Origin of the sequence: Streptomyces sp. NBC_00859 (assembly GCF_045161865.1) — a bacterium.
Classification (GTDB): domain Bacteria; phylum Actinomycetota; class Actinomycetes; order Streptomycetales; family Streptomycetaceae; genus Streptomyces.
On sequence record NZ_CP108826.1, the window covers coordinates 240,997 to 254,311 of the forward strand.

11 protein-coding genes are annotated in these 13,315 nt (G+C 70.3%); 4 read left to right on the forward strand and 7 right to left on the reverse strand.

Annotated elements, in window-relative coordinates; translation table 11 throughout:
• Positions 1–65: 65 nt before the first annotated feature.
• Positions 66–1,025 (reverse strand): NAD-dependent epimerase/dehydratase family protein, encoded by a 960-nt coding sequence (locus tag OG584_RS01105; RefSeq protein WP_405774013.1) that lies wholly within the window; start codon positions 1,023–1,025, stop codon positions 66–68.
• 45 nt (positions 1,026–1,070) lie between these two features.
• Positions 1,071–1,337 (reverse strand): hypothetical protein, encoded by a 267-nt coding sequence (locus tag OG584_RS01110; protein ID WP_405774015.1) that lies wholly within the window; start codon positions 1,335–1,337, stop codon positions 1,071–1,073.
• A gap of 248 nt (positions 1,338–1,585) precedes the next feature.
• Here OG584_RS01110 and OG584_RS01115 point away from each other — a divergent pair, with 248 nt between their 5' ends.
• The gene (locus tag OG584_RS01115) at positions 1,586–2,554 is read left to right on the forward strand and encodes a formylglycine-generating enzyme family protein (RefSeq protein ID WP_405774017.1); all 969 of its coding nucleotides are present in this window, start codon (positions 1,586–1,588) and stop codon (positions 2,552–2,554) included.
• Positions 2,555–2,582: 28 nt separating this feature from the next.
• Here the strand turns inward: OG584_RS01115 and OG584_RS01120 are convergent, their stop codons facing one another.
• From OG584_RS01120 to OG584_RS01135, 4 genes are all read right to left on the reverse strand, one after another.
• Positions 2,583–4,865 carry an FUSC family protein gene (locus tag OG584_RS01120; protein ID WP_405774019.1) on the reverse strand — a complete coding sequence of 761 codons (2,283 nt, stop codon included), beginning with the start codon at positions 4,863–4,865 and terminating at the stop codon, positions 2,583–2,585.
• An 87-nt stretch (positions 4,866–4,952) separates the two neighbouring features.
• Positions 4,953–6,593 (reverse strand): APC family permease, encoded by a 1,641-nt coding sequence (locus OG584_RS01125; RefSeq protein ID WP_405774021.1) that lies wholly within the window; start codon positions 6,591–6,593, stop codon positions 4,953–4,955.
• A 104-nt stretch (positions 6,594–6,697) separates the two neighbouring features.
• Complete coding sequence (locus tag OG584_RS01130; protein ID WP_405774023.1) at positions 6,698–7,381, reverse strand: SGNH/GDSL hydrolase family protein; 684 nt, start codon at positions 7,379–7,381, stop codon at positions 6,698–6,700.
• Positions 7,382–7,855: 474 nt separating this feature from the next.
• Positions 7,856–8,344 carry a hypothetical protein gene (locus OG584_RS01135; protein ID WP_405774025.1) on the reverse strand — a complete coding sequence of 163 codons (489 nt, stop codon included), beginning with the start codon at positions 8,342–8,344 and terminating at the stop codon, positions 7,856–7,858.
• 687 nt (positions 8,345–9,031) lie between these two features.
• Between OG584_RS01135 and OG584_RS01140 the strand changes: the two genes are divergently transcribed.
• The 3 genes from OG584_RS01140 to OG584_RS01150 all read left to right on the forward strand — a co-directional run bounded on the left by OG584_RS01140 (position 9,032) and on the right by OG584_RS01150 (position 12,136).
• Positions 9,032–9,796: a GntR family transcriptional regulator gene (locus OG584_RS01140; RefSeq protein ID WP_405774027.1), complete on the forward strand. Its 765-nt coding sequence runs from the start codon at positions 9,032–9,034 to the stop codon at positions 9,794–9,796.
• Between the two features lie 325 nt (positions 9,797–10,121).
• A complete protein-coding gene (locus OG584_RS01145; protein ID WP_405774029.1) occupies positions 10,122–11,549 on the forward strand; it encodes an MFS transporter in 1,428 nt (475 codons plus the stop codon).
• Positions 11,550–11,662: 113 nt separating this feature from the next.
• A complete protein-coding gene (locus tag OG584_RS01150) occupies positions 11,663–12,136 on the forward strand; it encodes a VOC family protein (protein ID WP_405774031.1) in 474 nt (157 codons plus the stop codon).
• Here OG584_RS01150 and OG584_RS01155 read toward each other — a convergent pair.
• Complete coding sequence (locus OG584_RS01155) at positions 12,133–13,200, reverse strand: GlxA family transcriptional regulator (RefSeq protein ID WP_405774033.1); 1,068 nt, start codon at positions 13,198–13,200, stop codon at positions 12,133–12,135. The genes OG584_RS01150 and OG584_RS01155 overlap by 4 nt on opposite strands.
• Positions 13,201–13,315: the final 115 nt, after the last annotated feature.

Genomic DNA, 13,315 nt, shown 5'->3' on the forward strand with positions numbered 1-13,315 from the left:
GCTTCCCCCGCCGGGCGGCAGCGGGCAATGCGTTTTCCGGCGTTACCGCCCTGTACCGGCCCGGGTTACGGACGGTACGCACCGGCGAGCAGTCTCTGCTCCTGCTGGGGTGTGTAGCCACGGCGGATGGGCGGTTCGCCGCGTTCGCGGTCCCAGGCCAGGACGTCCGCCGCGGTGACCTCCAGCGGTGTCGCCGTCAGACCGGCCGCCCGTGCCCGCGCAGGACTGCGTTGCTGCGTGGCCCAGTTGGGCCGGACAAGCGGGAACATCGGCTCGACACGCTCCGGAGTCACCGGCACGATCTCGACCTCGGTGCCGGCGGCTCGCGCGCACGTCTCGATCAGCCCGCCGAGTGTGGTGGGCTCGGCGGGCCCCACCGCGTGGAACACACCGGGCCGGTCGTCCGAGAGCAGGCGCACCACGAGGCGGGCCAAGTCCCGGGAGTCGATGACCTGTACGGGCTGAGCCGGGTCGGCGGGCAGGGCTACCCGCCCGCCGCGTGCGGCCCTGCGCACCCAGTAGGTGAAGGTGTCCGACGGGTCATGCGGTCCCGCGACCTTTCCGGGGCGCACGATGGTCGCGCGTGAGCCGTAGCGGGCAAGGGCATCGTCCTCACAGGCCACTTTGGCCGGTCCGTAGGTGTCATCGTCGAGCAGCTCAGTGGTCCGCTCCGGTGCACGACGCGGTGCGTCCTCGTTCGATCCGGGCTGGAGGCCGGAGCGCTCGTAAACCGCGTGACTCGAGATGAACAGGTACCTTCCGCACCGGTCCCCCAGCGCGTCCATGGCCTGGCACACATGGCGCGGGACATATCCGCTGACGTCCACGACCGAGTCCCAACGGCCGTCTGCCAGCGCCGTGCAGTCACCTGTGTCGCGGTCACCGATGAGCCGGGGCACGCCGGGGAACAGCCCCGTACCTGTCCTTCCCCGGCCGAACAAGGTCACTTCGGCCCCGCAGCGGAGGGCCTCCTCCACGATGGCGCGGCCCACGAACGACGTACCGCCGAGTACAAGAAGGTGCATGACTGCTCAGCGTATCGGCACCGCGGGACATGGGCGCCGGCCGCCTCAGGGGATATCTCCCTGCCAGTCCCACAGCCGTGCTCCCGGGGCTCGTGGGCCGTACCGCGCGTGGCCGCCGGGCCCGTGAGAGCCGATCTCGGTCGCGAGGGCGGCCCCGTCCGCGAGATGTGGGGCCTGCCAGCCGGTGACATCGAGCAGCAGGCCGTCGAGCGGCCCTCCCACCAGCTCCCGGTAGTCGCAGCCCGGCTGCGGGCCCGGATCGGGGTCGTCGTGGTCCGCGCCGTACACCCGGCGCCATGTCCGTTCACTCATATCAGCAGCATCCCAGCCACCACTGACAGTCCACCCGGTGTGGTGGTGCGAAGTCGTCGCGTTCCCGGCCGATGGCGGTGAACGCGCGGGGCTTGCCGTACCTGTTGCCGGGTCTTGACAGGAGCAGTCCGACCGGCCGACCGTTCGTCCATGACGGAACCGATCACCGGTGCCCTGCCGTGCTGTCGCGGGGCCGATGAAGCCGCCGTTCTCGGCGGACCGCACCGCTCCCGCGTGGACGGCGCCAAGTGAGCGCGTGCTGCGGCCCCGACCGGGCAGCGGCTGCGGCGGTCGCCTGCGCGGTGCCGTCTGCGCCTCCGCCGGCTGACTTCGCCGTACCGGAGCGCCGCCCCGCCGAAGTGCTGCGCGGCATGGTGGCCGTCTCGGGCGGACCGTTCCTGATGGGCGGGGACGACGCCGACGCGTTCCCCGCCGACGGCGAGGGACCTGTCAGAGAGGTGGCCGTCGGGGCGTTCCACATCGACGCGACATGCGTCACCAACGGGAGGTTCGCCGCTTTCGTCAAGGCCACCGGGTACCGCACCGAGGCCGAACTCATCGGCTGGTCCTATGTGTTCGGCTCCTCCGTCCCCCCTCAGGCGCGCCACGCGGTCCTCCCGGGCACTGTCCCCGGGGCGCCCTGGTGGCGGGCGGTCGCCGGTGCGCACTGGCGCGCTCCCGAAGGCCCCGGCTCGTCGGCCGGTGACCGACGGGGCCACCCGGTGGTGCATATGTCCTGGAACGACGCGAACGCCTACGCACGCTGGGCGGGCAAGCGGCTGCCCACCGAGGCCGAGTGGGAGAAAGCCGCCCGCGGCGGGCTGGTGCGGGCCCGTTTCCCGTGGGGCGACGAACTGACCCCGCGTGGCAGGCAGCGCTGCAATATCTGGCAGGGCGACTTCCCCGTTCGCGACGCCCGTGGCTTCACCGGCACCGCACCGGCCACCGCCTACTCCCCCAACGGGTACGGGCTCTACAACACTTCGGGCAATGTGTGGGAATGGTGCGCCGACCGGTTCAGCCCGGACTGGCACTTCGCCGACCACCGGGAGACACGGTCCGACCCCACCGGTCCGCCCACCGGTGGGAACCGGGTGCTGCGCGGTGGTTCGTACCTCTGCCACCGTTCGTACTGCAACCGATACCGGGTCGCTGCCCGTACCTCGAACACGCCCGACAGCACGACGGGGCACGGCGGGTTCCGCTGCGCGCTCTGAGCGATGGCGGCGCGTGCCGGCCGCCCGGTCAGGCGGCCCGGCGCTCCTCGCCGGCCCCGACCGGCACGTCGAGGGTGCGGGCGAGGCCGACCACCCCCTCGTCGAGACGCTGCAGATGGCGCAGTACGCGGTAGGTGACCGTGCCCGACCGCAGTACCTCGGACGAACCGCTCTCCAGCATCGCGGCGATGCTGGCACCCGACTCGACCTCACCGACGGCGTTCTCGTCCGCCAGCTGTGCCGCGATCACGTCGATGTTGTGCGCGATACGCTCGCCGGACCTCTCCAGGCGCGGGTCGGCAGCGATGGTCTTGCTGTACGGCACCAGTTCGGCCGTGGCGGCGAGCGAACGCGCGTGGTAGGCGCAGGTCTCCAGCACCGCCACCAGGTAGCGGGCAGTCTGCCGCCGTACCCGCAGCGGGGTGATCGGGTGCGTCAGCGGCCGGGTGGAGCGGCGCAGGTCGTCCAGGGCCGTATCCAGATCGCGTGCCATGTCGAGGAGGTCGACCGGAGGGCCACCGCTGAGCTGGGACACCGCGGCGGATGCGACGTCCCGCAGCCGGGACAGCACCGTGGCGAGCTCCTCGTCGGTGCGCCTGTCGGTGTGCACGGGGAGCACCAGGACGGCCGCGATGACCCCGCAGGCGGCGCCCAGGGCTGTCTCCTCGATCCGCAGCACCAGCACGGAGAGGCTGTAGGTGTGGAGCAGCGTGTAGAGCAGCCCCAGCATCGCCGTGACGAAGAATGACATCAGGGCGTAGGAGAGGGGGGCGGTGAAGAACATGCCGAAGATGAAGAGCAGCACCAGGGCGAACGCGGTCCAGGTGTGGTTGCCGACGAGTCCCGCGAGACCCACACCGGCGATGACGCCGAGGACCGTGCCGAGCAGCCTCCGATAGCCCTTGACGAGGATCTCGCCGGTGGACGCGGTGTTGAGGAAGACCACCCAGCAGGTTAGCACCGCCCAGTACCAGCGCTGGCTGGAGAGGAACTCACCGCCGACGATGGCCAGCATCGAGCCGACCGCGACCTGGAACGCGGCCCTGGTGGTGCGCCGCTGAAGCCCTGTGCGGTCCTCCTCGGTCTCTTCGGCCCGCACGGTGGCCGCTACGTCCTCGGCCTCGAACTCCTCGCGCGAGCGGGTGGTCTCCGGGGTGTCGTCCGACTCGTCCTGCGGTCCGTCGAGCGCCAGCCGCAGCCCCAGGACTGAGCGCGCGGCCTCACCGAGTCCGCGGAACACGTCCTGTACGGCGAGGGAGGCGGGCGGCAGATTCTTCTCGTCGCGGTAGCCGAGCAACCTGTTGCGCAGATGGGCAAGGGCCGTGCCCCGCTCGTCGGGGGCCAGCCGGCCCACCAGCAGGTGCAGTGCGTTCAGGTCCCTGCGCAGGCGGGCCGTGATGTCGTCGGCGCCGTCGGTGCTCCCGGCGCTGCTGCCGGACTGGACACGGCTCGCGGCGGCGGGGGCCGGTGCGTTGGGCAGGTGCAGGGTGAGGGTGTCCGCCCGTTCGGCGCTGCGCGCGTTCAGCAGCAGCATTCCGAGTCGCTCCGCGGCGATCTCCGCGTCCGCGATCCTGCGCTGCACCAGCGCCGCCGTGGCCGCGTCCCGGGTGCCGGATTCCAGCTGACCCTGGATCATCAGCGCCGTCTCGTGCAGCCGCGCGGTTCGCCTGCGCAGCTCGTCGAGAACCTTGTCCAGCTGTTCGGGGGTGGCGTCCAGGAGCGCTGTCTGAGTGGCGACGAGCTGGGCGAGCCGAGCCCTGAAGGCCCCCCTCAGCCGGCCGAGGGTCCGTTCAGGGGTCTCCGGCACGACGGCGAACCGTACGACCGCGCTGCTCACGAAGGCGATGGTCAGTGTCAGGTACAGCTGGGGCAGGGTGGCGACGGTGGCGTGCACGAACAGCGAGACGAAGTAGACCTGGAACCCGATCAGGCCGAGCGATGTGCCGCGATCACCGAAGCGGCGGGAGTAGACGGCACCGAAGATCAGCAGCACGAAGAAGAGGTCGCCTGCGACGATGCGGGTGTTGAGCAGCGCACCCAGTGACATCGACGTGAGGGCGACGGGCAGGCCGAGTCCGAGCGTGATGGCCTGGCTGCGCACCTCCTTCTCCCTGATCGCGAAGGTGGACACCATGGCGGCCATCGCTCCGGCGACAAGGAGAGTGACCGGCGTGTGGAACAGCGCGAGCACGACGAGGGCGAGTCCGATCGCCGCGACGGTCCGCAGCCCCGCCATCAGTCGCAGAAATCCCGGGTCGGATGCCGCGTAGCGGTCCCAGGTTCCGGTCCGTGTCCGCCGTGTTGCTGCCATCGCGCTGCCGTACTCCCCTGTTCTCCGGCCCTGATCCGGTTTCGTCCCCCAGCATCGCACGGCCGGGTTCTTCAGTATCCGAGCAGGTCAGGGGCGGGTTGGATCGGGCAGGCCGGGCACACCGCCAGGTCCGGCCGCCGAACGCGACCTCAGGTGGCCGGCGCCTGAGCGGACCGCCCATCCGAAGACCGCCAGCGATACGGCTCCCACTGTCACGGAGTCGTACGGTGCCGGCAGCCGGCCCGACCCGCCGAAGCTGCCGAGCCACGACAGCAGCGTCAGGGCTGCCAGATAGAAGACCAGCCAGGCTCCGTGCCGCAGCTCGTCGAGGGGGGCAGGCCCGTCCGTGCCGCGCCGCAGCATCAGGAACAGCGGAACGCCGACGAGCACCAGCGGCAGCGCCAGGCGCAGATCGTGCCAGCCGGACCAGAATACGAACTCGCCGGCCACCATGAAACTGACCGGGGCGATCCAGCGCACTCCGGGCACCTGGCCGTCCGCGCGCGTCACTCCCCGCTCACGGTCGTGTGCCCGGAACACGGCGGCGGCGACCCCCGATGCCGCGTAGATGAGCAGATACATGTCGCCCATGACACTCACGATGTCCTGCCAGCCGCCGAACGGCAGCATGAAGACGATGATGACCGCGAGATTGAGCAGCAGCGCCCGGTGCGCCATACCGGACCTGGGATCGATCCGCATGAAGAAGCGGGGCAGCAAGCCGTTCTTGGCCAGTGCGTAGGTGTGCCGCGCGTCGATGGCCACGCCGACGTACGCCGAACCGCCCGGTGAGAGCACGGCGTCCGCGTAGAGCAGGGTCGCGAGCCAGTGCAGATTGAGCACCAGGGCGAGCTGGCCGAACGGTGACTCGAAGTTGACACCGTGCCAGCCGTGTCCCAGCAGGGAGTCGGGGACGGTGAAGAGGAACGCCAGCTGGAGCGCGAGGTAGACGAGGACGGCCAGGCCGATGCCGGTGAGTACGGCGGCGGGTACGGTCCGGCGCGGGTTGCGGGCCTCACCCGAGAAGTCGAGAGGCGCCTGGAAGCCGTTGACGGAGTAGACGATGCCGCCGCCAGCGAGGGCGGTGAGGCAGGCCGCGTACCCGTAGGGTGCGAAACCACCGTGGTCGGTGAGGCGACCGGAGTGGGTGCCGGAGAGGAAGAGGGCGATCACCGTGACGACGGGGATGACGACCTTGAGCAGCGACACCAGATTGTTCAGACGGGCGAAGACACGCACCGCGAACCAGTTGAGCACGGTGAGCAGCACGCTCAGCGCGGCGGCGACGCCGAGGCCGGTCGCGGTGAGTCTGCTTCCGCTGTAGAGGCCCGGCACGTAGTGCGCGGCGTACTGCATGATGGCGCTGATCTCCGCGGCCGTGCCACCGACCGACAGCAGAACGGACCAGCCGATCACCGTGCCGACGAGTCGCCCGCTGGCGTACAGCGGCCAGCGCACGGTGCCGCCGCCCTCCGGGCGCGTCGCCCCGAGTTCCACCATCACCAGGGCCACCAGGGCGCAGAGCAGCCCGGCCCCGATCCAGGAAAGCAGGGCGGCGGGCCCGGCGGTCTGGGCGGCGTAGAGAGCGGCGAACAGCCAGCCGGACCCGAGGATGTTGGAGAAGCCGATCGCGGTCAGGCCCCAGAAGCCGAGGTCCTTGCGCAGCCGGTGTTCCTGCGCGAGTGCCGCCGGGACGGAACCTGCCTCCGGTGGCTGATTCTGCGGCACGTGACACGTCTCCTCGGGCTGGTGCGTGACTCAGGACTCCTTATGGGTGCCCAGCGTGCCACGCGTTACCGCGGTCACCGCCGGGAAACTGCCGCGCGGCGCGGTCAGTGCTCCAGGGCCGGTGCCGTCTCCGGTGCCGTGGCGTCCGCCGGCGCTCCGGCCGAGACCAGTTCCACCCAGGCCTCGGCCAGCACACGATGGCCGAACGGCGTGGGGTGCACGCCGTCCCCGGCGATATGGGCGGCTCCGCCCGCACTCCGGGCGGCCTGGTTGAGCAGGCCGTCGGCTGCGAGCAGTGCGGCGCCGAACTCCTCGGCGAGCCTGCGTACCACGTGGATCCGCGGGTCGAGATCCTCCCGCCAGGCCCACTGTTCCGACGAGACCGGCACCAGGAAGGGCTCGATGAGGAGGAGTTGGGCGCCGCTGCTTTCCCGTACCCGGGTCAGGATGTCGCGGTAGTCGTGCTCGTACGACTCGATGGTGGTGACGAGTCCCCCGTCGTAGCGGCGCCAGGTGTCGTTGACCCCGATCATGACGGACAGCAGGTCGGGCGCGAGCGTGACGGCGTCCTCGTGCCAGCGGGCACGCAGGTCGGCGATGCGGTCGCCGCTGACGCCGCGGTTGATGAAGGTGAGGTCGCTGTCGGGGTGGAGTGTCCGCATCAGCTCGACGCTCATTCCGGCATATCCGTGGCCGAGTTCGTGCGTGGGGTGGATCACACGGTCCGCGTCGGTGATGCTGTCGCCCTGGAAGAGAACCGTGGCGCGGCTGGGCAGCTGAAGGGGCACTGGGACTCCGTGGAAGCGGTGTATGCGTCGGACCTGCCTGGATGGCCGGGTCCGCAGCAACGTACTAGGTGTATTGGCCCGGAGCGTTGTTCACGCGGTTGATGGACGGGTGTCCGCAAAGTCGCGTCGTCGCCCGGAGGGCGGGCGCGCGGCGTCCGCTGCGGCCGTCCCGCGTAGCCGGGGGCTCAGTCCTGGGCAGGGAGCAACGGCCCGAATTCGTCTCCGGCGAGAGACTGCAGAAGAAATACCGGAGGACCGAGAAGAAGGGGAGACGAAAAAGGGAATCCACGGGGTGGGGGCCACAAGTGCGGCGAGGGAATCACAGGCGGGACCGGACTTTCCGTTGTCCGGCCGACCGGATCAGTATGGATACATCTGTGCGCGCCGAGCACGGTGCGGAATGGCGCGGCCGCCGAGAACTTGCAGATACTCTCGCGCGAGCCGGCTCATGCGCTCAGGCGCTGATCACTTGCCTCAGAAGACGAACGGTCCGGGCGACTGGGCCGTCGTGGCATTGCAGTTGACCGTAACGCCGAAGATCGTCATCGACAGCGCTGTACCGCCGGTGTACGAGTCGAGGCTGTCGCCCGCGGCGACCGTACCGGTCAGTGGCCCGATGGTGACGGCGGAGCCCGCCGGGAGGTCCGGGTTCCTCGCGCCCGTGAACACCGTGGTGCCGCTGCCGTTCTTCGCGAGGGCGAGTGTCGCGTCCATGGAGTCCTGGGCGACGTGGACGGGGGTGGTCACTGCGGACGTCAGCGTGATCGTCGCGGCTGTGCCGCTCTGAGTGGCGGCCAATGTGGCCGAACCGCCGCCCCAGGTACCACAGTCGTACGTGGCCGTAGCCGTCTGCGGCGTGACGGCCGACGCGGAGGAGGTGAAGCCGAGTCCCACCACCGCCGCCGCTCCGACGGCGACCGCCGCGCGCAGGACTGCTCTGCCGCTTCTGCTTCCGTGCCTCATGTGTGTGTCTTCCTTCCAATTGGTTGGCCATCAGATCTTCAGGTGACCGACACCCGTCCCGTTTCTCCCGTGGGCTTCACTCCTGGGCACTCGGCCGGATCCTCGGCATGCTTCCCGCTCAGGATCCGGCGGGAATTTCCGACCACCCTGCCGAAGACCGGAGTGCTCACAGATTTCACGCGGACTACGCATCGCAACATCACCGATATCCGATACCGGCCCTGCCGAAGTCATCTGACGGGCCGTCGGATGTCGTTGTTCATTGATGCGCGGGAGGCAAGTGATTTCAAGGGATACGGCCTTGATTCTTAACAGCCCCTCACGCACCACGGGACTCAGAACAAGCCACGTCCGTGCTCGGCCTGTCCATCCGGCGAAAACGGACGGCATGACCGGGCACCCCGACGGAAGACCCCCCACTGCCATCGACGCCCGCCGCTTCGAAAGCTGCCCTCCCGTCCGCCGCGGCTGGAGGCGACCGAAGGGCGAGACCGGTCCGGGACGCCGTTGGTGGCGGATCCGGGGCAACGTCCCCCATTACCCCAGGTCCAGGCATCATTGCAGGTCAAGGCGGGTGGCGTAACAAAAGCGAAACATCTGGCCCTTAGTTTGGGTGACCGACGGTGAACGTCACCGCCAGGCCCTGCCCCTGAGCGGTGGCGTACGGGAGGAACAGGAGCGGCCCGCATGGAACACATCTCGGCGGCGTCCTCCGAGCGCTCCCCGGCGCGGCGCGCCGACCGGGCGCGTAACGTCGCGGAGGTGCTGCGGCAGCAGGCCGCTGCGGGCCTGTACCCCGACGGGTTCCTGCCGGACGAGCGCTTGCTCGCGGCGGATTTCGCTGTCTCCCGCAACACCGTCCGCCAGGCCCTGCAGATCCTGCGGGACGAAGGCCTCGTCGAACGCCGGCGGGGTGTGGGAACGGTCCTGCTCAACCGCAAGCACTCTCATCCACTGGAACGGCTGGCCGGACTGGCCGAGACACTGCGGTCGCACGGCACGGTGGACAACGAGGTCAGAGCCGGCGGCACTGTCGTACCGCCCTCGCAGGTCGCCCGACGGCTGTCGGTGCCGGAAGGCGAACCGGTGGTGCGACTTGAGCGCCTGCGCAGGCTGGACGGTACGCCGCTGTCCCTGGACCTCACCTATCTGCCGGTCGATATCGGCCTTCCGCTGCTGGACCTGGACCTGGAGAACCAGGATGTGTTCGCCCTGATCGAGCAGACCTGCGGACAGCGGCTCGGCGCCGCGGAAGTGACGGTCCAGGCCGTCAACGCCGACCCCCACACCGCCCGGATCCTGGCAGCACCCCCGGGGACCGCGCTCTTCGCCGTGGAGCGGCTCAGCAGGCTCGCCGACGGCCGGCCTGTCGACCTGGAATTCCTCTCCGTGCGCGGCGACCGGCTCTCGCTCCAGGCCGATCTGCACCGCGGCGGGCCTGACGCCGGCTGATTCGCCCCCTCCCCTTGCTTCGCTCCGCGTTTCGTTGCTCATTCCTTTCCTCACGCCCCCGGCCAGATCCTCAGCTCCGCCTCACACACGGGTCTGCCATCCGCGGCCGCGGCCCGCCCCGGCCCCTCTCCCCCGTCCGCGATCGGCAGCCGTATCGTCCGGTTGCCCTCATCCCCCTGTCCGCGCCGCGCCGCGGGCACTCGACATGCCTGCCGACCTGGAGGGTTCCTTGACCCGTTGCCCGGCCCTTCCAGTCCCCATCAGGCCCCGGCCCGGCCGCGCGGCCGGCGGCCCGACGGCCGCACCGCGCGCGACCGTCGTCGTCATGTGTCTGTGCGTCACCCTCGTGGTGGGCATGGTCTCGGCGGTCAACCTGGCGATTCCATCGCTGTCGGCCGGCTCGCTGCACCCGTCGGCGGCGGCTGTGCTCTGGGTGGTGGACGGCTACGTGGCCGTCTTCGCGTGCCTGGTTGTGCCTGCCGGCGCGGTGGCCGACCGCATGGGCCGCAAGGGGGTGCTCCTCACCGGCCTGGCCCTGTTCACCCTGGGCTGCGCACTCGCCGCCGCCTCACCCGGTGTGGGCGTGCTGATCGCCGGACGGATGCTCAGCGGAGTGGGAGCCGCAGCCGTACTGCCCACCACCCTGGCGCTCATGGTCGCCGGCGCACCCGAGAGCGGGAGGTCGCGCCCCATCGCACTGTGGGCCTCCATGACAGGACTGGCCGCCGTGCTCGGCAACGTCGGCGGCGGAGCAGCGATCCAGAGCGGCTCCTGGCGCTCGCTGTTCCTGTACGCGGCGCCCTTGTCACTCGTTGCCCTGCTGCTCGCCGCACTCGTCGCCCCCGCGTCGCCGCGTCTCGCCCGTCCGGTCGGCCCGGTCAGCGCGATGCTGTTGACCCTGGGGTTCCTGGCCCTGCTCTTCGGTATCGTCTCCGGACCGGAACGGGGCTGGGGCAGCGTGCAGGTCCTGGGCCCTTTCGCGGCCGCAGCCGCCCTGCTGGCGCTCTGGACCGTCCACGAACTGCGCGCGGCGCATCCGATCCTGGACCCGAGGCTTCTCACCAGACCGTCGGTGCGGGCGGGAGCCGTGGGCATGGTGTCCGTATTCCTCGGCATGTTCGGTCTGTTCTATCTGAACGGCCAGTACCTCCAGTACGTGAAGGGCTACTCGGCCCTCGGCGCCGGGATCCGCCTGCTGCCCATGGCCGCGGCCCTGCTGCTGGCCCCGCGCTGTGCGACGGCGCTCCGGCACCGTCTGCACAGCCGGACAGTCATCAGCCTCGGGCTGCTCGTGCTTGCGTGCGGACTGTGCACCGTCTCGCGGGTCGGCCCGGGTACCCCTTACGCGGTGTACGCGTTCGCTGCCGGACTGACCGCCGCCGGGTGCGGGCTCGCAACGCCCCTGCTCTCCGAAACACTCATGTCGGCCCTGCCACCGGACCGGGCAGGGCTCGGTTCGGGGCTGCAGAGTCTGACCCGCGAACTGGGCAGCGCACTCGGCGTTGCCCTGACCGGCACCCTGATCACCGCGGGCTTCACGGCCCGGCTCCCCGCGCCGCTGCGGGGCACCGGCGCGCCCACCACGGTGGCCGGAGCTGAGGCCATGACTCACGGCCCGGCGATGCACCGGGCCGTGATCACCGCCTTCACGGACTCGCTCGGCACCAGCATGCTGGTGCTGGCCGGACTCGTGCTCGCCGCGGGCGCTCTCGTCCTGGCCTGGCTGCCGGTGGAATCACGCGAAAGCACCTGACCCACGGGAACCAGCGCTCCTCGCCTCAGTGGGCCGCGCTGCGATGAGTTCCGGTCCGCGCGAGAGTCAGTACAGATGCAGAAGCGACATCACGACGACCGATGGAGAGACCCATGCCCCGGATCACCCCGAACCTCTGGTTCGACACGGAGGGCGAGGAGGCCGCCGCGTTCTACGTGTCGGTGTTCCCACACTCGGAGATCAAGAACGTCACGCATTACACCGCGGCCGGCCCCCGGCCCGCGGGCACCGTACTGACCGTCGGCTTCGTCCTGGACGGCCAGGAGTACACCGCGATCAACGGCGGCCCCGATTTCCCGTTCACCGAGGCGGTTTCGCTGCTGGTCAACTGCGCCGACCAGGAAGAGATCGACTACTACTGGGCCAAGCTGAGCGAGGGCGGCCAGGAGGGGCCGTGCGGCTGGCTCAAGGACAAGTACGGCGTGTCCTGGCAGATCGCTCCCGTGGCGCTGCACGAGTTCCTGAACGACCCCGATCCGGCACGCGGCGAGCGGGCGATGAAGGCCGTGTACTCCATGAAGAAGCTGGATCTGGCAGCGATCCGCGCTGCTGCCGACCAGGCCTAGGCCAAACCCGGGCGGTCCGCCGAAGCCGGGACGTCCGTGGCGCACCCCGGCTCGGTATGCCCCGGTACGGCCGGTGGCACCGCGTCACGCCGCTGCGCCGACCGGAAGCGCTGCTGGTAGGTGCGCGGAGACACCCCGAGACGTGACACGAAAGCCCTGCGCAGTGTCTCCGCGCTGCGGTAACCGGCCCGCACCGCTGTCTCACCGATGGTGTGCCCCGCGTCCAGCGCACGTTTCGCGGTGTCAAAACGCACCGACTCGACGTAGCGCGCGGGCGTGGTGCCGACTTCCTCGCGGAAGAGCCTGGTCAGATGGCGTGGGCTCAGGGCCGCCCGCGCCGCGAGTTCAGCGATGGAGTGTCCGGCCGCCGGATCGGCAAGCACCGCGTCGAACACCGCACGCAGCGCCGACGTCTGCGGCCTCGGGCCCTGAAGGGCCGGAGAGAACTGGGACTGGTCACCCGGCCGCTGGAGGAACACGACCAGCGAGCGGGCCACCTGTCGGGCCATGTCCTCACCGTGGTCGTCCTCCAGCAGTGCCAGCGCCAGATCGATACCCGCCGTGACGCCGGCCGAGCTGAACAGCGTGCCGTCGCGCACGAAGATGGCATCGGGCTCGACGGCGATCGCGGGATAGGCGCTGCGGAGCAGTTCGGTGTGGCGCCAGTGGGTGGTGGCACGGTGTCCGTCCAGGAGACCGGCCTCGGCCAGGATGAAGGCTCCCGTGCAGATCGAGCAGACCCGGCCGGAACGGTCGGCCAACGCGGCGACGGCATCGCGCAGCGCGTGGCTGATCGGGTAGGTCGGGAGCGCGTCCCCGCCCATGACGAGCAGCGTGTCGTAGCCCAGGCCGCTCCGGGCGGCGTCGGTGTCGACGGGGATCCGCATACCGGTCGACGAGAGAACTTCGCCGCCGCCCGGCGCGCACAGTTCCAGCGCGTAGTCGGCGCCCAACTGGTTCGCTTCGCTGAAGACCTCGCTGGGGCCGGCGACATCGAGGAGTTTCACGCCGTTGAAGACGACGACCCCCACCCGGTGCGGGCGGCGGGTCCCGACGACGGTCATAGGAGCTCCTCGGGAGGGATCTGCGTCCGGATTCGTGTGGAGTGTGGCCGGCCTCGGGGAGCACGACACCCCTGGCCGGCCCCACGCTATAGGTACCGAAGCAAGCGGCCGACAC

Bases quoted from the DNA above. Each gene is read 5' to 3' on its own strand.
- OG584_RS01105 (WP_405774013.1), bottom strand. From the start codon at position 1,025: ATGCACCTTCTTGTACTCGGCGGTACGTCGTTCGTGGGCCGCGCCATC.
- OG584_RS01110 (WP_405774015.1), bottom strand. From the start codon at position 1,337: ATGAGTGAACGGACATGGCGCCGGGTGTACGGCGCGGACCACGACGAC.
- OG584_RS01120 (WP_405774019.1), bottom strand. From the start codon at position 4,865: ATGGCAGCAACACGGCGGACACGGACCGGAACCTGGGACCGCTACGCG.
- OG584_RS01135 (WP_405774025.1), bottom strand. From the start codon at position 8,344: ATGAGGCACGGAAGCAGAAGCGGCAGAGCAGTCCTGCGCGCGGCGGTC.
- OG584_RS01140 (WP_405774027.1), top strand. From the start codon at position 9,032: ATGGAACACATCTCGGCGGCGTCCTCCGAGCGCTCCCCGGCGCGGCGC.
- OG584_RS01145 (WP_405774029.1), top strand. From the start codon at position 10,122: ATGTGTCTGTGCGTCACCCTCGTGGTGGGCATGGTCTCGGCGGTCAAC.
- OG584_RS01150 (WP_405774031.1), top strand. From the start codon at position 11,663: ATGCCCCGGATCACCCCGAACCTCTGGTTCGACACGGAGGGCGAGGAG.
- OG584_RS01155 (WP_405774033.1), bottom strand. From the start codon at position 13,200: ATGACCGTCGTCGGGACCCGCCGCCCGCACCGGGTGGGGGTCGTCGTC.